Here is a 19,818-nt window from a genome sequence, read left to right as displayed (position 1 = left end):
GTTATTCAATTCCTGATGTTATAGTTTGCCACCACCAGAGGCAATGAACCCGTCGGATTATATCAATTTCCATGTTGTGTGCAGTCTATAAAAGTCGCAAAAAAGCCGAGACCTATCTCTTTATTGAAAGAAGAGAGGACTTTTCCCGTGTGCCAGAGGCACTGATGAGTACCTTCGGACGCCCCGAGCTGGTCTTGATGACCAAGCTGGACCCGGCCAAGCCCCTGGGGATCGCCTCCACCGAGCGGGTGATGGCGGCCTTGCAGAGCCAGGGTTTCTACCTGCAGGTGCCCCCTCCACCGGAAAATTTGCTGGAGCAGCACAAGGCACAATTAAAGGGCTCCCGCTGATGCAGGGGCGGCTGGCACTGTTATTGTTGAGCGCACTATTAAGTGCGCCCCTGGAGGCCAGCGTCGATTTTGACCATTATGTGACGAGTCTCAAACAGCAAGCCCTGGCGGCCGGCATCCAGCCTGCGACGGTAACGGCCGCTTTTGCCGATATTCGCCTCATAGAGGCGGCCATCAAGCACGACAAAAATCAGCCGGAATTCAAACTGACCCTGGATTCCTATATTCCCCGTGCCGTGCCCCAATGGAAAGTCAAGCAAGCCCAAGCCTTATATCGCCAGCATCTGCCGCTGCTCACGAAAATAGGCGATGAATATGGGGTACAGCCCCGTTTTATTGTCGCCTTGTGGGGCATAGAAACCAATTTCGGCAAACTCACCGGTAATTTCCCGCTGGTATCCTCCCTGGCGACCCTGGCCTGGGAAGGGCGACGGGAAGCCTTCTTCAAGGCTCAGCTGTTCGATGCCCTGCGCATCATAGAGCAGGGGCACGTGAGCCCCGCCGCCTTCAAGGGCTCCTGGGCGGGGGCCATGGGGCAGGTGCAGTTCATGCCCTCCTCCTTCCTCAAGTACGCGGTCGATCAGGATGGGGATGGCAGGAAGGATCTGTGGGGCAATCTGGCGGATGTGTTTGGATCGGCAGCCAATTATCTGCACCAGAACGGCTGGCGCGAGGATCAGACCTGGGGGCGGCGGGTGAGGGTGCCCGACGCCCTCAAGCCCGCCCTGTTTGGCCTGGAGCAGCGCAAGCCGCTCCAGGCCTGGCAGGCACTGGGGGTGCGACAACTGGATGGCTCACCCCTGCCCAACGTCGACATGCAGGCCTCCCTCATCCGGCCCGATGACGTCCATGGCCGCAGTTATCTTGCCTATGACAATTACCGGGTGCTGCGCCACTGGAACCGCTCCCCCTATTTCGTGGTAGCGGTTGGCACCCTTGCGGATCGGATAGTGGAATAAAAGTGGAATAAAAGTGGAATAGAAGAGCGGAGCAAGTGCGGGATAAGAGTGGGATAAGAGCGGAATAAGATGGTGGGTAGGTCGCCGAATAAGATAGCAAATTCATCCCTCCCCACTTTGACCCCTGACGGATGAGTTGCCCCCTTCCTCTTTATTCTTCATGTCAGTGCGTCTGCCCCTGAAAAAATGGCAGAAAAAAGGCGGGAATCTTTCCCGCCTTTTTTGCATCTGCTGTCTGCCGCTTATTCGCAGGCAACCTGCATCACCTTGATGGCCAGGCCACCGCGGGAGGTCTCACGGTACTTGGAGTCCATGTCCTTGCCGGTGATGTACATGGTCTCGATGACCTTGTCCAGGGAGACACGGGGCTTGGAGGTACGACGCAGGGCCATGCGCGAGGAGTTGACCGCCTTCATGGCGGCGATGGCGTTGCGCTCGATGCAGGGCACCTGTACCTGGCCGGCGACCGGATCGCAGGTCAGACCCAGGTTGTGCTCCATGCCGATCTCGGCCGCTTCACACACCTGCTCCGGGCTGCCGCCCATGAGTTCAGTCAGGCCGGCGGCGGCCATGGAGCAGGAGACACCCACCTCACCCTGGCAACCCACTTCGGCACCTGAGATGGATGCGTTCATCTTGTAGAGCATGCCGACGGCGGCGGCGGCCAGGTAGAAGCGGGTGTATTCGTCGCGGCCGACCGGCTGGATGAACTTGTCGTAGTAGGCCAGCACGGCCGGGATGATGCCCGCGGCACCGTTGGTCGGGGCGGTGACGACGCGGCCACCGGCGGCGTTCTCTTCACTCACCGCGAGAGCGAACATGTTGACCCAGTCAACGATGCTCATGGGGTCGTTGGAGAGATGCTCGTTGGTGGTCAGCTGACGGTAGAGGGGAGCGGCACGGCGCGGCACCCGCAGCGGGCCGGCCAGGACACCCTCGGTACGGCAGCCGCGCTCTATCCCTTCACGCATGGTGGTCCAGATCTTGCCGAGCTTCTTGTAGATCTCTTCCGGGGTGTTGAAGCACTTCTCGTTCTCCAGCATCAGGGCGGAGATGGAGAGACCGGTCTGGCCGCAGTGGGCGAGCAGCTCGGCGGCGCTCTTGAAGGGGTAGTTGACGGTCATGTCGCCGCTGTCGGCCTTGCCGAAGCTCTCTTCGTCGACGATGAAGCCACCGCCGATGGAGTAATAGGTCTTGCTGTAGATGGCCTCGTCTTCGATGAAGGCGGTCAGCTTCATGCCGTTCTCATGCAGGGGCAGGGCCTCGTCATGGAACACCATGGCGCCTTTCGGGAAGCTGACGGTGTGGCAGTGCAGGCCTATGGGCAGACGACCGGTCTGCTCGACCCGGGAGATGAATTCAGGAATGCCGTCGATGTCGACATTTTCCGGCAGGTTGCCGGCCAGTCCCATGATGATGGCGGTGTCGGTGTGGTGGCCTTTGCCGGTCCAGGAGAGGGAGCCATAGACGTCAACCTGGATCCGGGTGATGTCACGGATCTTGCCGCTAGCACGCAGATCATCCACGAACTGTTTGGCAGCTTTCATCGGGCCGACAGTGTGGGAAGAGGAGGGGCCAACACCGATTTTGAAGATATCAAAAACGCTGATCATGTAACAATTACCTCAGGGTAGAAGGGGGCGCCATGCCCGCTCGCAGAAAGGGTGATCCATGGGACGGGTCTGTCGTCACAAAGGCCAGGGAACCAGATAACCGCAGTGTAACGGCTTCCTGCCTAAAAAAAGTTGAAATAGATCTATTTTTGTTGAATTCACGGCGCGAGTATAAAATTTATTTTGATGGTTATCCATTTTGTTAAGCGCAAGGCAAACGTTTTGCGAAAAAATACCCGGCCAGGCCGGGTATCTGAGGGTCATCTGAGGTCGTTTTACCCAGGCTTAACATTCGGTGATGTTGACGGCGAGGCCGCCGCGGGCTGTCTCCTTGTACTTGGTCTTCATGTCGTTGCCGGTTTCCCACATGGTCCTGATCACCTTGTCCAGGGAGACCTTGTGCTCGCCTGTGCCACGCAGGGCCAGGCGGGCGGCGTTGATCGCCTTGACCGCCCCCATGGCGTTGCGCTCTATGCAGGGCACCTGTACCAGGCCGCCGATGGGATCGCAGGTCAGCCCTAAGTTGTGTTCCATGCCGATCTCGGCGGCGTTCTCGACCACGGCCGGGCTGCCGCCCTGCAGCTCGGCCAGGGCGCCGGCGGCCATGGAGCAGGCGACCCCCACTTCTCCCTGACAGCCCACCTCTGCCCCCGACAGGGAGGCGTTCTTCTTATATAAGATGCCGATGGCGGCGGCGGTGAGGAAGTACTGCATCAGCAGCTCGTCATCCACCTTGCGCACGAAGCGATCGTAATAGTGCAGCACGGCGGGGATGATGCCGGCGGCGCCGTTGGTGGGGGCTGTCACCACCCGGCCACCGGCGGCATTCTCCTCGTTGACGGCCAGGGCAAACAGGTCCACCCACTCCATCACCATCAGGGGATCCTTGTTGAAGTTGGTCTCGCCACAGAGCTGGCGATAGAGGGCAGGGGCGCGGCGCTTCACCTTGAGCCCCCCCGGCAACACCCCCTCGCTCCTGCAACCGCGCTCGACACAGCCCTGCATCGCCTGCCAGATCTTGCGCAGGCCCGCCTTTATCTCGGCTTCGCTGCGAAACACCTTCTCATTGGCCAGCATCAATCCCGAGATGGAGAGGCCGCTCTCCTGGCAGTGGGCCAGCAGCTGGGCCCCGCTCTCGAAGGGGTAGGGGACGGGGTGGGCGGCATCGAAGCGGGCGGCCTCTTCCCGGGCGTTGGCGAAGTGGCTCTCCTCTATGATGAAGCCGCCACCGATGGAGTAGTAGGTCTGCTCGAACAGCAGGCTGTCGCCCGCGAAGGCGCGCAGTGTCATGCCGTTGGAGTGGGCGGGCAGGGTCTTGCGCCGATTGAAGAGGATGGCACCGACGCGGGGGAACTGGCTCGGTTGCTCCCCTCCCAGCCGCAGGGTCTGGCTGTGCTCCACCTGATCGAGGAAGGCGGGGATGGCCTCGATGTCCACGGATTCGGGTTCAAAGCCGGCCAGCCCGAGGATGATGGCCTTGCCGGTGCCATGACCCTTGCCGGTCTGGCCGAGGGAGCCGTAGCACTCGACCACGACGCGTTCGGTGCGGGAGAGAAGTGCGCTCTGCTTGAGGGTGTGCACGAAGGCGCAGGCTGCCCGCATCGGCCCCACTGTGTGGGAGGAAGAGGGACCAATCCCGATGGAAAACAGGTCGAAGACACTGATCATGACGTACTCCGATTATGGATTTCGTCTAAACATTGTAAATTTTTTGTAGTCGATGAAAAGGGGGGAAGCAACAGCCTGTGATGGCGGTGTGGAAATGGGGCAAAACAGGGGGATCAGGGGCACCAGGAGGAGCGGTTCTGCATCTCATGGCCCCCCTGAGGGGCTATCAGTCGAGGAACTCGCACAGGTAGGCGGTGGCTGTCTTCACTTCCAGCTTGAAGGAGGAGTGACCGGCCACGTCGAAGGACTCGCCCTGATGGTAGCTGTGCCACTCGTCTTCATCGGCCAGCTGGATGCGAAGGACACCCTTGACCACCGTCATCCGCTCCGGGGCGGCGGTGTTGAACTGGTAATCACCCGCTTCCATCACGCCGACCGTGGCTTTCTCGCCTTTTTGCTCGAAACCGATAGATTTAACATTTCCGTCAAAATATTCGTTAACTTTCAGCATCTTTTCTTCCCTGTATGCACGTTTGCAAAGCCAAAGTAGCACATTATTTTGGCGATTGTCATGGTGAAATAGGGGAAAAACGGTGAGTTTCTTGTGGGTCTCAACTTTGTGAAAAATCATAAAAATTCGTTTCGTTCAGGGATCACGATGTTAAACGGGTAATAAATATGAGATAAAGCGCGCCGCCAGAGCAATGGAGAGGATTTGACGCTCTGGGTGGTCATTTACGCTGCAACAGTGTGAGTAATTGCTTAATAAAGGAACATTCTGTGTTGACAAAAGGATTAATTAAAAATATCGGCTTCCAGGTTGTGGTTGCCATGATCCTGGGAGCGCTGGTGGGTGCCCTCATGGGTGAGCAGGCGACCGTCTTCGCCCCCTTGGGTACGCTCTTCATCCAGCTGATCAAGATGCTGGTGATCCCGCTGGTGGCGGTCGCCATCCTGTCCGGGGCCGCCAATCTGGGGGCCAGCCCGGCCGCGGGCAAGATAGGGGTGACCACGCTCGCCTTCTTCCTCGGTACCTCCGCCCTGGCGGTGCTGCTGGCGCTGGTGATGGGTCAAATCTTCAAGCCCGGTGTCGGGGTCGATTTCGGCTCCACCGCCGCCATGTTTGCCGGTGACTACGCCGACAAGGGCGCCCTGCCAGACGCTGTGGCCACCCTGCTTGGGATGATCCCGACCAATGTGTTCAGCGCCCTGAACGAGGCGAACATACTGCAGATCCTGGTGTTCTGCATGTTCCTCGGCATAGCACTGGCCAAGCAGCCCCGCGAGCGCGCCAAGCCGCTGGTGGATGGCCTCAACACCCTGGTGGACGCCTTCGTCTGGATGATCAACAAGGTGATGCTGATTGCCCCCATCGGGGTCTTCGGTCTGATGGCCGATGCCATCGGCACCTATGGCTTCGACGTGCTGACCCTTGTGCTCAAGCTGTTCGTGGTCTATGTCGCCGCCATCCTCATCTTCGGCTTCGTGGTCTACCCGATGCTGATCGCCTTCTTCTCCAACACGCCGGTGCGCAAGTACTTCTCGGCGATGAAGAAGCCGCAGATAGTGGCCTTCTCCACCGCCTCGTCCATGGCGACCCTGCCGGTCAACATGGAGACCTGCGAGCACGATTTGAAGGTGACCAACGCCACCGCCTCCTTCGTGCTGCCGCTGGGTGCCACCATCAACATGAGCGGCAACGCCATCTATTACGGTCTGGTGGCCATCTTCTTCGCCCAGGTCTACAACATCGATCTCAGCATGGGCGCCTGGGCGGCCATCATAGTCACTTCGACCCTGGGTGCCATCGGCCAGGCCGGCGTGCCGGGCCCGAGCTTCCTGGTGGTGGCCGTGCTGCTGGCGGCTGGCATCCCCATCGAGGGGCTGCCGCTGCTGTTCGCACTGGATCGCCTGTTCGACATGATACGTACCGCCCTCAACATCACCGGCGATGCGGCTTGCGCCATCATAGTCGATCGCTACAGCCCGGATTACGATCCGAACCGCTGGAGCAAGGAAGCCTGAGACCAGGCTCACTGCCATGAATGAGAAGAGGGAGGCGCAAGCCTCCCTCTTTTTATTTTCCTGGGGCCGCGATGGCTGCCCCTCCCTTGCCCACTCAGGGGGTCAGCTGCCCCAGTGCCTGCCGGCAGCGCTGCTCGGCAGCCTCCAGCTCCAGCAAGACCATCTGGATGTCTTCCAGTTGCTGCTGCAGGGTCTCCCGCTTGTCGGCCACCAGCCCCAGCATGGTCTGCAACTGGGAGCGGCTGCTCTTGTCTGCGTCATAGAGATCGAACAGCTCCCGGATGTCCGCGAGGCTGAAGCCCAGCCGTTTGCCACGCAGGGTCAGCTTGAGGCGCACCCTGTCCTGACGGCTGTAGATCCGGGTCTGCCCCTGGCGCGTCGGGTTCAGCAGGCCCTGATCCTCGTAGAAGCGGATACTGCGGGTGGTCACATCGAATTCACGGGCCAGCTCGCTGATGCTGAAGGTCCGGGCGTCATCCTTGGATTTGGTCATAGGGCTGTCTTGGCTGTCATCTGGTTGTCAATGCAGGCTGGCACCTTACCCAAACGTCAACTTCCCCGCAAGTCTTGTTCCGGGGACGGCGGCGACATATGTTATCCCAATGTAACAAGGAGAGCGCGATTGATGGATATAGTGATTGTGGCGGCCAAACGTACCCCCATGGGGGCCTTTCAAGGGGCCCTGAGTGCCCTGAGTGCGCCCGAGCTTGGCGCCTGCGCCATCCGCGCCGCCCTGGCGGCAGCCGGGATAGACGCAACTCGGGTCGATGAGGTCTATCTGGGCAATGTGCTGAGCGCCGGGGTCGGGCAGGCACCGGCCCGTCAGGCGGCGCTCAAGGCCGGGCTGCCGGACAGCGTGCCCTGCACCACCATCAACAAGGTGTGCGGCTCCGGCATGAAGGCGGTGATGCTGGCGGCAGACGGGTTGCGGCTCGGGGAGGTGGATGTGGTGGTGGCGGGCGGCATGGAGAGCATGAGCCGGGCCCCCTATCTGCTGGACAAGGCGCGCAGCGGTTTTCGCATGGGCCATCAGAGCGTGCTGGATCACATGTTCCTCGACGGCTTGCAGGATGCCTACGAGGGGCACCTGATGGGCCACTACGCCCAGCTGAGCGCGGACAGGGCCGGGCTGACCCGGGCCGACATGGATGCCTTCGCCATCGCCTCCCTGGAGCGGGCCTTGGCGGCGCAGCGAAGCGGCGCCTTCGGGGCAGAGCTGGCGCCCGTGATGGCGGCAGACACCCTGCTGCTGGCCGATGACGAGCAACCGGGGAAGGCCAGGCCCGACAAGATACCGACCCTGAAACCGGCCTTCAGCAAGACGGGCACCATCACGGCGGCCAATGCCAGCTCCATCTCGGACGGGGCGGCGGCACTGGTGCTGATGCGGGCCGAGACCGCCGAGCGCCTGGGCTTGCCCGTGCTGGCCAGGGTGGTCGGCTACCAGAGCCATGCCGCCCTGCCGGCGGAGTTTACCAGTGCCCCCGTGGGGGCCATCGACAAGCTGCTGGCCCGGGTGGGCTGGTCGGTGGAGGAGGTGGACCTGTTCGAGGTGAACGAGGCCTTCGCCATGGTGAGCATGCTGGCCATGGCGGGGTGCCAGCTCCCCCATCACAAGCTGAACGTGAACGGGGGCGCCTGTGCCCTGGGTCATCCCCTGGGGGCCAGCGGTGCACGCATCCTGGTCACCCTGATCCATGCCCTGCACACGCGGGGCCTGCGGCGAGGGGTGGCGAGCCTGTGCATCGGCGGCGGGGAGGCGACCGCCATGGCCATCGAACTGGGCTGAGGAGTCGCACCCAAGGCGCTTGCCGATAAATGCACAACGTCCCTCACGCAGGGACGTTGTCATTTTCGGGGGGGATAGGTGAACGCGGGGAGTGGGTTCAGTCCGTCCCTTCCATGGCCTGGAGCTGCTGATTGACCCAGGTGGTGGCGGCCAGATAGAGGTGGCTGACCTTCTCTTCATTGAGCCCCAGGCGGGCGGTGCTGGCGGCGATCCGTTGCCAGTTGGCCTTCTCGTAGTCTTCACAAAACGCCAGATAGAACCCCAGATTGCCCTTGCGCTCCAGCAAGGCGGCGCGGATCTCGGCGGTCAGGGGTATGGTGCCGAGCAGCTGATCCAGCGGTTGCCCCATCAGCACGTCCAGCAGGGAGAAGAGCCCGGTGATGAAGGCTTGCTGCGCCTGCTGGGTGGGGGCATGGGTCTGTGCCAGCAGCTCGCAGAAGCGGGCCCGGATGAGGGACATCTGGTAGAGCTCGGCACTCTTGTCGTGACCGGCACTGGTGGCGGCGATCAGGGCCACGAAGCGCTTGAGCTGGGCGTGCCCCAGGGAGCTGGCGGCCTGGCGAAACGAGGCGATGGGTTGGGGAAAGCGCTTGAGGTGGTTGACGTAGCGCAGCAGCTTGAGGGAGAGGGAGAGATCCTGGTTGAGCAGCTGCTCTATCTTGTCCAGATCCGGCTCGGCCTGGTTGACCACCTTCAGCAGTTGCATCACCACCAGCTGGGTCGGGGGCATGGTGGTTTGCTGCACCATCTGGGGCCGGCTGAAGAAGAAGCCCTGGAACAACTCGACCCCGAGCCCCTTCATCCGTTCAAACTCGTCCTTGTCCTCCACCTTTTCGGCGAGGTAGGTGAGCGGCAGATGGCTATGGGTCAGCATGAACTTCTCTATGCTGGCGAGCGGTGTGGCCCGCAGATCGAACTTGATGATGTGGATATAGGGCAGGAACCTGTCCCAGGCCGGGACCAGGGTGAAGTCATCCAGCGCCAGCCGATAGCCCAGCCCGTGGAGCTGGATCACCTTGTCCAGCAGGGCATCGTCGGGCTCGGCATCTTCCAGTATCTCGATCACCACCTTGTCCTGGGGCAGGCACTCGGCCAGGCCGTCCAGCAGCAGGGAGTGGGGAAAGTTGATGAAACAGGGGTGGCCGCCAAGCAGCTGATCGATGTTCTGTTGCAGGAATTGCTCCGTCACCAGTCGCGAGGTGGCCAGCTGGGCGGAGATGGGGGGAAACACATTATCCAGGCTGTCGCGAAACAGCAGCTCATAGGCATGGGTCTTCAATTCCCGATCCAGGATGGGCTGCCTTGCTACATAGGAATACATGCATTTCTCCAGCATGGGTGAAGGCTTGATTCTATGGTGAAGCGGATCACTATGCCAGTGCCGACCGGGTCGAAAGGGTCAGCAACTGGCATAGTATTGCCAGGGGTGGCGGGATCAGAAGAGGTAGTTGAGTTGCAGGCCGGCCAGCCAGGCGTCCCCTTCCGAGGTGCCCTGGAAGGTTGAGGTGGTTTGCGCTATCCCGGGTCTGAGCTGCATGGTCTCGCTCACCTCGACCTTCTTGCCGTCGATCAGGGTCAGCCCCAGATCCAGCGACAGGTTGCGGTCTATCTGGTAACCCACACCGGCGCTGTACCAGATCCGATCCGAATCCGGGATGGAGATGGTGCGGCGATCGGCGGGAACCGGGCTGCGATCATAGGCCAGGCCGGAGCGAAGCTGCCACTTCGGAGCCAGCTGATAGGTCAGGCCGAGGGCGTAGCGCCAGCTGTCTTCCCAGTGCTCGTCCTTGATGTGCATGGTGCCATGGTGATCGAGCTCGGATTCGAGCTGCACGAACTTGCTCCAGTTGGTCCAGTTTATGCTCGAATGCAGCGCCAGGGCCGGGGTCAGCTGATGGAACAGGGCCAGCTCCGCGGTGGCGGGCAGGGGCAAGTCCAGGGTGCCGGTGTCGGTGAAGGTACGGCCCAGCAGATCGGTGCCGACGGCATCCCCGGAGAGAGTCAGGTTGACGTCATGGCGATAGGAGAGGCCGATGCGGGTGGCAGGGGACAGCTCCAGCAGGGTGCTTAGATGCCAGCCAAGGGCCCAGCCATCCCCCTTGAGGTGCTTGGCAATCTTGTTGTTGGAGGGGAAGGTGCCGCCCACTTCCCCTTCGCCATGGATGGCGGAGAGGCCGGCGCCGACCGACCAGTTCCGGTTGATGCGATAGGCCAGGGAGGCACCGAGATCCACCGTCTTGATGTCGGAGACGTTGCCGAAGTGACCGGCGTTGTAGTTGTCCGGCATCTGGACGCCGAGGCCATAGTAGGAGGTGGCCGCCAGCCCCAGCCACCACTGATCATTCAGGGGCAGGATGAGATAGGCGTTGGGCACCCAGGCACCGTCCGCGATGTCGTTGGCGCTCGCATCCAGGGTTACCGGGCCCTGGGTGGTGGGGACCCGGGTCACCCCCTCTATGTTGACGTCAGGCTGGATATGAATGACGCCGCCGGAGAAGGCGGTGCGTTCGAAACGGGTCATGGCGGCGGCGTTACGGGCGAGCACGCTGGCGTTGTCGGCGATGGCTGCCTCCCCGGCGAAGGCGCGACCCATGCCGGTGGCCGATTGCTCCGCCAGCTGGAATCCGGCCGCCAGGACCTGACCAGGCAGCAAGATCAGGGCGATAAGGGAGGGCTTGATGGTCGACTGCATTGCTTTTCCTCGGGATGAACTGAGGGTTCATTCTGTGATTCGGTTGGGGGCGGGATTTTATATGGTATGACCAGTAAGGCAACGGGGGCGGGGGCCGAGAGGGCAAAACGGGATTAAATGCTGGAGGTATCGCCTCTAACAGTTTGATAAAAAACAAAAAGAGTACAGCTGTTTGCTACAGCTGTGCGCTGAGATGGGGATCCCGCATAAAAAAAGAGCGCCCGGAGGCGCTCTGTCTGATCGCGATGAAATCAGAATTTCATGTTGAACTGGGCGGATGCCAGCAAGGCGTTACCGTGGGAGGTGCCCTTCCAGCGTACCGGATCGGTATGGCTGGTCAGACCTTCGTTCACGTCCACTTCCTTGCCGTCCAGGTAGGCCATGCCGAAATCGACGCTCATGTCCTGATCGATGTGGTAGGTGGCGCCGGCGCTGTACCAGACACGGTCGGAGTCAGGAATGCTCAGGCTGCGGTATTCCGGTTCGATCGGGCTGTTGTCGTAGGCGAAGCCGATGCGGGCTTCCCAGGACGGGTTGACGTACCAGGTACCACCGATGGCGTAGCGGGCGGAATCCTTGAACTTCTCGTCTTTTTGCAGGCAGATCCCACCGGCGCAGGAGTTGCTGGTGGCCTTGAGCTCCTGGAAGGCGCTCCAGTCGGTCCAGTTGACGGAGTAGTGCACCGCGAACTGCTGGTTCAGACGGTGGTAACCGGCGAACTCGGCCTGGGCAGGCAGATCCAGCTTCAGGTTGCCATCGACGGTCTTGTAACCTGAGGTCAGCCCCTTGAAGTCGCCGTCAAAGCTCAGGTCTACCTGGGAGCGGTAGGTCAGGGCCAGGCGGTTGTTGTCGTTGATCTCGTACAGGGCGCCGACGTTCCAGCCAAAGCCCCAGGTGTCACCCTTGAGGTGAGCGATGGCGGTGTCGCTGTTGTGCGGCACGCCGGTTTTGGCGGTCAGGCCAGGTGCCAGGGCACCGGCATAGCGGTTCAGCTCGGCCTGGGCATAGACGGCATTGACACCGGCACCCACGCTGAAGTTGGAGTTGATGCGGTAGGCGATGTTGGGGTTGATGTTGAAGGTCAACAGCTCGGTATCACCGGCACCGGCACCGGCCGGGAAGGTCTTGGAGTACTCGGTAGCGAGGCCGTAGTTGGAGAAGAGGCCAATCCCCCAGGCCCACTGATCGTTCAGGGGCTGGATGAAGTAGGTGGCCGGCACGAAGGCATCGGGGGCGATGTCGCTCTCGCTGGAGGAGGCCAGCTTGGCCGGACCGGCATAGATGTCACCCGCGACATCCACATCGGGCTTGATATAGGTACCGGAAACAGACAGTGCCATCTTGTCGAAGGTGGTCATGGCGGCCGGGTTGCGGGACAGCACGGACGCGTTGTCGGCGATGGCGGCTTCACCGGCATAGGCGCGGCCCAGACCGGAGGCCGAGTGTTCGTTCAGCTGGAACGCGGCGGCGAAGGTCTGAGTGCTGGCCAGGGTGACGGCCGCGGCGATCAGGCTTTTCTTGAAAAAGGCAGTTGTCATAGTGTTCTCTCTTTGTAAGCAGATTTTCTGTCGATATCAGGGCTCTTTGGCCGCTATAGACGACAAGATCTGTTGTTATGTCAGCTTCTTCCCATTCACTTCTGGCGTGATTCTATGGATCTGGTAGGAGGTAAGAAATCAGACCAGTGACAGCAGAATACATAAAAGTTTCCATTGTGTTAATCATTTGTTTTAACTTGCCGTTTAAATAGTCTGTTTTATCCATTATTGGATAAATAACACACAATGAGTTCCTTTTGAATCGTTCAAAAAAAGTGTAAAAATGTGACTTCAGGTGGGTATCAGGCGGGAAGTTGTCGGGATTCTGAGATGAACAGGCAGACAACGACCGTGTCTGCCTGTGATATGGAAGTGACCGGGGCCCGGTCAGCCCCAGTCAAGATCTGTTAAATGGACCAGTGCAAACGTGACTCAAGCTGCTGGGCAACCGGGGCCAGTGACTCCTGCATGTCTCCAATCAGCACCATGTTTGCCCCCTTGAGCGGGAGTATCTCCCCCTTGAGGGTGCCGTCTGCAAAATCGGGCTGGATAGTGAGTGGCACATGCTTGGGCACCAGGAACAGGGTGACCGGGCCCATCTTGCCCTGGATCACCATGTGCAGAGCCGGCCCCTGATAAAAGGCACAGTGATTGACATAGGTGATCTTCATGCCGGGCATGTCCATCAGGGTGGCGCCATATTTTTCCATCTTGGCGTTGATGGTCTGCAGGCTCACCTTCTCATCCACCCCCTGGATGAAGGGCTCCTCCCCATAGACATGGGCCATGGCTACCTGGGCCAGCGACAGCGGCTCCGATGCCGGTGGCCAGCTGATCCAGCGGGTACTCATGCCGAGCAGGAAGGCGACCGATGCCGCGATGGCGAGGGAGCGCCAGCCGGTGCTTTTGGCCGGGGAGGGTAGTGGCACCACCACATCGTCACTCGCTTCCATCGCCTGGCGGAGCAAGATCCGCTCGGCGAGACCGGCGGGCACCTCGACCTCCATCGCCCGTTGCAGGCTGCGATCGAGCTGCTTCATCTCGTCCAGGTGCTTGCGATTGGCGACAGACGCCTCTGCCGCGGCGAGGAAGGCAGGATCCCTGTCCGAGGGATGGGTGATGGCCCGGCGGCGAAATTCAAGCTCATCCATTGGTGTGACCTCTCTGTTGTACCGCAGCCTCCATGGCCTCTTTGATCTGGTTGCGAGCCCGGAACAGCCGCGTCATGACGGTGTTCTTGTTCAGGCCGAGCTGGGCGGCGATCTCCTCGCCGCTGAACCCCCCCAGCACCTGCAACAGCAGGGGCTCCTGATACTCGGCGGGCAGGCGGGCTATGTGGCGCCTAAGCCACTCGTGCTCCATCTCCTGCTCGCTGTGCAGCGCATCCTGATCGCTTTGGGGATGCTCGTCGAGATCGATGAGATCGAACTGCTTGCGCTCGAAGCGCCGGGCATTTTCCCGCCGCAATATGGTGATGAGCCAGGCCTTGGCGGCCTTGTCATCGATCAGGGAATCGATCGCCTTCCAGGCCCGCAGGAAGGTCTCCTGCACCAGATCCTCGGCGACTTGCGGATCCCGGCACAGCCAGTAGGCGTAGCGGTAGATGTCCCCGTGCAGGGCATGCACCAGGGCCTCGTATTTCGTTTGTTTGTCTGCCATATCCCCATAGACCGGGGTAGCAGAGGGATCCTTTCCCGTTCCCGCCTTTTTTTTTCTAAAAAAACCTAACGTCATGAATGCGATTCCTTTTTCATGAGTGGTTTGCCGCAGGCGTCAAGGACGTGCCCACGCCAGTTTTCTGAGGACATAGGCTATCGCAAAAGTCTCCCTGGCGCACAGCGCCAGGGCCAGCCCCTGCCAGTCGACCCCTTGGCCGGCAGCCTCGGGGGCGGCAAAACAGGCCCTGTCCAGATCATCGAGTCGCGTGCCCATGGCGGGATCGCCATGGCAGGGCAGGCTGGCCAGGTGCTGGCAAGGCTGCCCCCAGCGAAGCCCAGCCCAGGCCAGCAAGGCCCACCTGGCCAGATCAGGCTCCCGGGCCGCCAGGGCCCGTTGCAGCCGATAGAAGGCGAGCCAGCGCGGCCCGCCTTGCCACAAGGTGCGCAGCAGCAGCGCCAACAGCACCCAGATGAGGCTCCCTGTGCCGGGCGCCCTGGCGGGATCGGAAGGGGCGGCGTCGCCCTCGATGTGCAGCGTCTGCGCCGGCAGTTGGGCCTGCTCGATGCGCCCGGTACTGGTGTTGAACCAGGGGAGGGTCACGGCGGGCAGGGTATAGCTGCCCGCGGTTTCAGCGGTCAGGGCCTGGCGCCACTGGCGTTCGACCCGCAGCGCCCCCTTGGCCACGAAACGCTCCTGCTGCTGTTCGCCGTCCGGTTTCATCGAAAGGCCCTGCGGCAATGCCGGGGCCGGGATCTGTGGCAGGCGGTTGCCATCCCCCCCCTCCATCACCAGGGTGAGGGTGCGGATCACCGGCTCCCCGACTCTGGCTCCCCTGGCCGGGCTGAACTGCTGGCGCAGGACCAGGCTGCTCGCCACCGGCTCCACCGGCGCCTTGTCCACCTTGACGAAGAGGGTGGCCGCCCTGGCCGAGAGCAGATCCCCTGCGTCGCTTTGCGTGGCGGTGTCCGGGTCCTGGGGCAATCGACCCTGGAATCGGGGGGACTCCAGGGGATGCAGCCCGGGCTCCCTGGCCTGCAGCAGCCATTTGCGGATCAGGCGCCCGGGCATGCCGGGGCTGGCGGGGGACTCCCAGCGATCGTCGCCGAGGCGGCGTATGGTGAAGCCTTGACCGAGGGGCTCGCTGAGGTTGGGGGCCTCCATGTTGGCGGGCAGCCAGAGGCTCAGCTCATAGATGAAGGGTTGCCCCGGATAAAGGGGGCCCTGATGCAGCACCCTGGCCTGCAGCTCAACGGGGGAGACGCGCGTCTCGGGTTGCTGCGTCAGTGTGCCCGTCTGGGGGCGCGTCGGAATAGGCAACGCGGGTGTCTGCTCGGCGCCGAGGGGCAGGGGCGGCACCTGGCGGGGGCTGGTCTCCAGCAGGTGAAGCGGGATCTGCCAGCGGATCAGGCTGCTCACCTGGGTGTTGACGCGGCTGATGCTGACCCGGCCCACCGCAAACTGGCGCAGCAGGGGGAGCAGGCTGAGCTCGTCACCCTTGAGCTCCCCGTCGGCTTCGATGACGAGCAGCCAGTCGCGATCGCTTTCCCCCGCCAGCAGCTCGGCGCGAGGGGGGGCGGCCTGCACCTGGGTGACCAGCAGCATGGCGAGCAGCCACCCGCCGCTTGGCCCCTTCATCAACCGGATGAGTGAACGCAACCAGGGGATCACCAAGGCTCCTCCACCTTGAGAAGGGGACGGCGCTCGGCCTCCTTGCGCAGCCGCTGCTCCAGCAAGAGCACGGGGGGCGCCGGGGGGCGGGGGTTGTCCGAGGCGGCAGAGGGCTCGGGTGGCTCGCCGGTTTCGGGCGCCTGGGGAGCAGGGGTCGCCTGTGGGGGGCTGGCCCGCAGCAGTGCCAGGTTATGGAGGGCATCCTGATGCCCAGGCTCCTGCTTGAGGGCGGCCAGGTAGGCCTGCTCGGCCCCCTTGAGATCCCCGAGCCACACCAGCGCATTGCCCCTGTTGTAGTGGGCGGTGGCCGTGTCGGCGCGGCCATAGGCGGCGACGGCCCTGGCATAGTCACCGGCCCTGTACCAGGCATTGCCCTGCCAGACGGGATCCTGGAAGGCGCGGGCCGCCTCCTGATAGCGCCCCTGGGAGAAGGCTTGCCAACCCGGCGCCGCCTCGGCGGGCCACCAGGGAGCGGGCGCCGCCTGCAGGGGGTGCGGGGGGAAGATCACCACCATGAGCAGCAGCAACCAGTGCGCGCCTATGCGAGCCAGCAGCGCCAGGGGCAGCAGAGGGAGCAGCAACCAGGGGCCGAGATCGAGGGACTGGGCCCCGGTCTGGGTCTGGCTCATGGGCAGGGGGGCAAAGGAGGGGAGCCCGGCCTGCAGCCATTGCAGCCTTCCCCCTGTGCTGGCCGCGAGATCCGCCATGGCGGCGCCGTCCGGTGCCGGCAGAGTCTGCCCCAGGGCGCTGCCAAGTTGCCACCCCTCGGCAGGTGGCGGGGGCAGCACAGCGCGCTCGCCGGCATTGGCCAGCAGGATGTCGAGTCGGGGGGATGACGCCTGCGGGCAGAAGAGGCTATCCAGGCAGGGCCAGAGGGCGGCGATGCGCGCCATCTGGCTGTCCGAGAGGCCGTCTGTGATGAGCAGCAGGCGTGCCTGCTGGCCCGGGGGGATCTGCGTCAAGGCCAGCGCCACGGCCCGCTCTGGCGCGCTGCCCTGAAGCGGCATGATGGCCGGGCGCAAGTCCGGCAGCAGCAGCGAGATGGCCTGATGATCCCGGGTGGGGGGCATGGCGAGGTAGGCATCCCCGGCAAACAGGATGAGTCCAAGGGGGTGGGGTTCCTGCCGGGCCGCCGCTTCGGCCAGCATGTCCTGAAGCAGCAGGCGCACCCGGGTCGCCCGATCCGGGGGCAGATCCTTGGCCTGCATGGAGCTTGAGAGATCCAGCAACCAGATGTCGAGGGCCGGGCTGCTGACGGTCTGGCTCTGCTGGCGCAGGGCGGGGCCCGCGAGAGCCAGGATCACCGGCAGTGTGGCCAGCCAGAGCCAGGGAATGGCCCGGCCCCGGGTCGGCAACAGATAGGCCTGCATGGCGGGGGCCAGCAAGGGGCGCTGCCGACGGCGGCGCCACCCCTGCCACAGCCAGGGCAACAGGGCCAGCAGCCAGAGCGGGCGCAGCAGCATCAGCTCCATGATGACGCACCCTTTAGCCACTTATTCATGGGGCGGCTCCGGATCTTCTCTGCCCGTTCGCCGCACCGGCCAGCGCAGTCGTACCGGCCACACCAGCAGCAGCCAGGCCAGCGCCAGGGGCCAGGGATAGAGCTCATGGTGGGGACGATAGAGGGTCTGCGGGCGGGAGGCAGGCTCCAGGGTGTCTATGGCCTGATTGATGGCCGAGAGATCGGACTGGCTGCGGGCACGAAAATAGCGGCCATGGCCAAGCTCGGCCAGTTGCTGCAACAAGGGCTCATCCAGCTCGGCGCTGGGGTCTGCCCCTCCCAGGGGGGAGGCAAAGGTGTCGGGATCGGCCCCCACCCCCAGGGTATAGAGGCGGATGCCCGCGGCGGCGGCCCGCCTGGCCTCGGTCAGGGGCTCTGCGTTGCCCGCGGTGTTGCGTCCATCGGTGATCAGCAGCAGGGCGGTGGGACGGGCGGGGTCGGCGTGCTGGCGGGCCAGCAGTATGGCCTCGCCGAGCGCCGTGGTGCGCCCCACCAGATCGAAATCGAGCTCGCGGGTCAGTGCCAGCAGGGCCCGGGTCTCCTGGGTCAGGGGGGAGAGCAGGTAGGCGTGATCCGCAAAGACGATGAGGGCGATGCGATCGCCGGGGCGCTCGCCGATGAGGTGCGCTATCTGCTGGCGCACCGCAGAGAGGCGATCGCGCTGCTCCCCCTCATCCAGCATGTCCTGAGTGCGCATGCTGTCGGAGAGATCCACCGCCAGGATGATGTCCCGGCTGGCCTGGTAGTGAATGAGGGGGGCCTCCTGCCACTGGGGGCGGCACAGGGCCAGCACCAGGGCGCACCAGCACAGGGCCATGCGCCACAAAGGCTGCCCGGCCTGGGGCAGCAGCAGGGGGAAGCCGGCATGGGCCAGCCTGGCGCGACTCGCGCGGGAGAGCGGGGGCAGGCCGAAGCGCACCAGCAAGGGCAGCGCCAAGGCGAGGGCAAACCAGGGCCAGGCGAGGATCATCTGGCCCCTCCACCGCGGGTGCGGCGCCACAGCACAGGGCGCGCCATCCAGCGCGGTGCACTGACGCAGCGGCGCCCCCAGTTGAGGTAGGCAAGGCGCAGCCGCGCCCGCTGAGCCCCATCCGGCGTGTCTGAGCCGTACAGCCAGCCCGGCCACTGGCGGGCGAACTCGCCAAAATGACTGCCTCCCCGGCGGTCGAGCCAGGCGAGCCACTCATCCCCTTGCAGGGAACGGGCCTCTGGCCAGCGGGCGATGGCCGCCTCTCTCAGGGCGGCGTGCAGGCCAGGCACCAGATCGGCGGCCTGCCAGTCTATCTGGCGTGCCCAGCGGCGCTGACGCCATAGCGTGTTTATCGTGGCCCCGATCAGCAAGGCGGCGAGCAGGGCGATCAGCAGCCAGCCCCAGGCCAGCAGACGGGGATCGCTCGCGCTCTCCAGTGGCGGGCCCGGATGGATGTCGCGAAGCTGCCCCTGGATCTCCTGAAGCCGCGTCAGCGAGGAGATCTCCTCAGGCGGGTGCTGGAGAGGGGCGCTTTGGGCTGCGCTCAGAACAGACGGCATCCAGCCTCCTGCCACTGGCGTTGCAGGGGCAAGCCGTTGTCGAGGCGGTAGAGGCGCTGCACCAGGGGCAACAGCTGCTGCTGGCAGGCGTCGGCCTGCTGCTTCGCCGCCTCTTGGTAGCGCCAGCGAAAGAGGGTCTGTCCGGCATCGAGCCAGCCGCTGCGCTTGCCCGATTGCACCGCCAGTTGCCCCTGCTCGGGCAGGGCCGCTTCCAGGGGATCCCGGATCTGCCAATAGTGGATGTCGTGGCGCTGGCCGAGGCGTTGCAACTGCTGGCTGAGCCCCTGTTCAAGGGGCTGATGGTGGCTGATCAGTGTCAGTCTGGCGCCATGGGGCAGGCTGAGGCGCGCCAGGGTCTGGGCCAGGGAGTTGGCCAGGGGGGCGCGATCCAGCCCCGCCACATAGTGGTGACAGAGCGCCTCCAGCAGGGGGATCAGGGAGTCACGCTGAGATTCGTGTCGGGTCTCGATCCCGTGGCAGACCAGGGTGTTTGCCTGCTTCTCCCCCTGCCAGAGCAGGGCGGCGGTGAGCTCGCAGCCGAGGCGGGCCTTGAGCTGGGGGCCTGAGCCGAAATACATGGCGGGGGAGAGGTCCAGCAGCAGCCAGTGGGCCTGCTCCTGCTCCTCGCCATACAGCCGGGTGTGGGGGCGCCCGAGGCGGGCGGTGACCCGCCAGTCGATGTGGCGCACTTCGTCCCCGGCCTGATAGAGGCGCAGCTCACGAAAATTCAGGCCCGGCTGTCGCCTGAGCCGTCCTTGACGTGCCTGGTGAATGCGCGCCCGCTGACCCTGTCTTGCCCACAGCCGGATGGCCAGCAACTGGGCCAGGGGCAGGGCGATGTCGGGATGGGCGCGGGGATCAGCGGATCTGGTCATGGGGGCCGATC

The 19,818-nt window shown here is 63.3% G+C and carries 18 protein-coding genes; 4 read left to right on the top strand and 14 right to left on the bottom strand.

The window, feature by feature from the left end:
- Positions 1-71: 71 nt before the first annotated feature.
- Positions 72-350: a YcgL domain-containing protein gene (locus ACFWHB_RS11410; RefSeq protein ID WP_106886864.1), complete on the top strand. Its 279-nt coding sequence runs from the start codon at positions 72-74 to the stop codon at positions 348-350.
- A complete protein-coding gene (locus tag ACFWHB_RS11405; protein WP_395948418.1) occupies positions 350-1,309 on the top strand; it encodes a lytic murein transglycosylase in 960 nt (319 codons plus the stop codon). Before ACFWHB_RS11410 ends, ACFWHB_RS11405 begins: the two co-directional genes overlap by 1 nt.
- Positions 1,310-1,551: 242 nt before the next feature.
- Here ACFWHB_RS11405 and ACFWHB_RS11400 read toward each other — a convergent pair whose 3' ends face one another.
- The 3 genes from ACFWHB_RS11400 to ACFWHB_RS11390 form a co-directional block, all read right to left on the bottom strand.
- On the bottom strand, positions 1,552-2,922 hold the full coding sequence (locus tag ACFWHB_RS11400) for an L-serine ammonia-lyase (protein WP_025326890.1): 1,371 nt from the start codon (positions 2,920-2,922) through the stop codon (positions 1,552-1,554).
- A gap of 285 nt (positions 2,923-3,207) precedes the next feature.
- Positions 3,208-4,590 (bottom strand): L-serine ammonia-lyase, encoded by a 1,383-nt coding sequence (locus ACFWHB_RS11395; protein ID WP_106886862.1) that lies wholly within the window; start codon positions 4,588-4,590, stop codon positions 3,208-3,210.
- Between the two features lie 166 nt (positions 4,591-4,756).
- Positions 4,757-5,041 carry a pyrimidine/purine nucleoside phosphorylase gene (locus ACFWHB_RS11390; protein WP_162520159.1) on the bottom strand — a complete coding sequence of 95 codons (285 nt, stop codon included), beginning with the start codon at positions 5,039-5,041 and terminating at the stop codon, positions 4,757-4,759.
- A gap of 269 nt (positions 5,042-5,310) precedes the next feature.
- Here ACFWHB_RS11390 and ACFWHB_RS11385 point away from each other — a divergent pair, with 269 nt between their 5' ends.
- On the top strand, positions 5,311-6,555 hold the full coding sequence (locus tag ACFWHB_RS11385; RefSeq protein WP_289982719.1) for a dicarboxylate/amino acid:cation symporter: 1,245 nt from the start codon (positions 5,311-5,313) through the stop codon (positions 6,553-6,555).
- Positions 6,556-6,649: 94 nt separating this feature from the next.
- Here the strand turns inward: ACFWHB_RS11385 and ACFWHB_RS11380 are convergent, their stop codons facing one another.
- Positions 6,650-7,048 (bottom strand): MerR family transcriptional regulator, encoded by a 399-nt coding sequence (locus tag ACFWHB_RS11380; protein ID WP_005325128.1) that lies wholly within the window; start codon positions 7,046-7,048, stop codon positions 6,650-6,652.
- A 132-nt stretch (positions 7,049-7,180) separates the two neighbouring features.
- On the opposite strand from ACFWHB_RS11380, the gene ACFWHB_RS11375 reads away from it, so the two are divergent.
- On the top strand, positions 7,181-8,344 hold the full coding sequence (locus tag ACFWHB_RS11375) for a thiolase family protein (RefSeq protein ID WP_395948417.1): 1,164 nt from the start codon (positions 7,181-7,183) through the stop codon (positions 8,342-8,344).
- A 97-nt stretch (positions 8,345-8,441) separates the two neighbouring features.
- On the opposite strand, the gene ACFWHB_RS11370 is transcribed toward ACFWHB_RS11375, so the two are convergent.
- From ACFWHB_RS11370 to ACFWHB_RS11325, 10 genes are all read right to left on the bottom strand, one after another.
- Positions 8,442-9,665: an EAL and HDOD domain-containing protein gene (locus ACFWHB_RS11370; protein WP_106886859.1), complete on the bottom strand. Its 1,224-nt coding sequence runs from the start codon at positions 9,663-9,665 to the stop codon at positions 8,442-8,444.
- Between the two features lie 114 nt (positions 9,666-9,779).
- Complete coding sequence (locus ACFWHB_RS11365; RefSeq protein ID WP_395948416.1) at positions 9,780-11,036, bottom strand: OmpP1/FadL family transporter; 1,257 nt, start codon at positions 11,034-11,036, stop codon at positions 9,780-9,782.
- Between the two features lie 251 nt (positions 11,037-11,287).
- The gene (locus ACFWHB_RS11360) at positions 11,288-12,574 is read right to left on the bottom strand and encodes an outer membrane protein transport protein (protein WP_106886857.1); all 1,287 of its coding nucleotides are present in this window, start codon (positions 12,572-12,574) and stop codon (positions 11,288-11,290) included.
- A gap of 407 nt (positions 12,575-12,981) precedes the next feature.
- A complete protein-coding gene (locus ACFWHB_RS11355) occupies positions 12,982-13,725 on the bottom strand; it encodes a DUF3379 domain-containing protein (RefSeq protein WP_005325140.1) in 744 nt (247 codons plus the stop codon).
- Positions 13,718-14,308, bottom strand: a complete 591-nt coding sequence (locus ACFWHB_RS11350; protein WP_106886855.1) for a sigma-70 family RNA polymerase sigma factor — start codon at positions 14,306-14,308, stop codon at positions 13,718-13,720. The genes ACFWHB_RS11355 and ACFWHB_RS11350 overlap by 8 nt, the downstream gene beginning before the upstream one ends.
- A 39-nt stretch (positions 14,309-14,347) precedes the next feature.
- Positions 14,348-15,868, bottom strand: coding sequence for a hypothetical protein (locus tag ACFWHB_RS11345; RefSeq protein WP_262110563.1), 1,521 nt, complete (start codon positions 15,866-15,868; stop codon positions 14,348-14,350).
- Positions 15,869-15,897: 29 nt separating this feature from the next.
- Positions 15,898-17,373 (bottom strand): tetratricopeptide repeat protein, encoded by a 1,476-nt coding sequence (locus tag ACFWHB_RS11340; protein ID WP_395948415.1) that lies wholly within the window; start codon positions 17,371-17,373, stop codon positions 15,898-15,900.
- Positions 17,374-17,394: 21 nt separating this feature from the next.
- Positions 17,395-18,372: a VWA domain-containing protein gene (locus tag ACFWHB_RS11335; RefSeq protein ID WP_395948414.1), complete on the bottom strand. Its 978-nt coding sequence runs from the start codon at positions 18,370-18,372 to the stop codon at positions 17,395-17,397.
- Positions 18,369-18,932: a DUF4381 family protein gene (locus tag ACFWHB_RS11330; protein WP_395948413.1), complete on the bottom strand. Its 564-nt coding sequence runs from the start codon at positions 18,930-18,932 to the stop codon at positions 18,369-18,371. The genes ACFWHB_RS11335 and ACFWHB_RS11330 overlap by 4 nt, the downstream gene beginning before the upstream one ends.
- Positions 18,917-19,807, bottom strand: coding sequence for a DUF58 domain-containing protein (locus tag ACFWHB_RS11325; protein ID WP_395948412.1), 891 nt, complete (start codon positions 19,805-19,807; stop codon positions 18,917-18,919). Before ACFWHB_RS11325 ends, ACFWHB_RS11330 begins: the two co-directional genes overlap by 16 nt.
- Positions 19,808-19,818 lie beyond the last annotated feature (11 nt).

This window comes from Aeromonas mytilicola subsp. aquatica, assembly GCF_044336385.1.
Taxonomy (GTDB): domain Bacteria; phylum Pseudomonadota; class Gammaproteobacteria; order Enterobacterales; family Aeromonadaceae; genus Aeromonas; species Aeromonas rivipollensis.
Note: the sequence above shows the minus strand (reverse complement) of the source record. Positions and strands in the feature narration are given on the sequence as shown.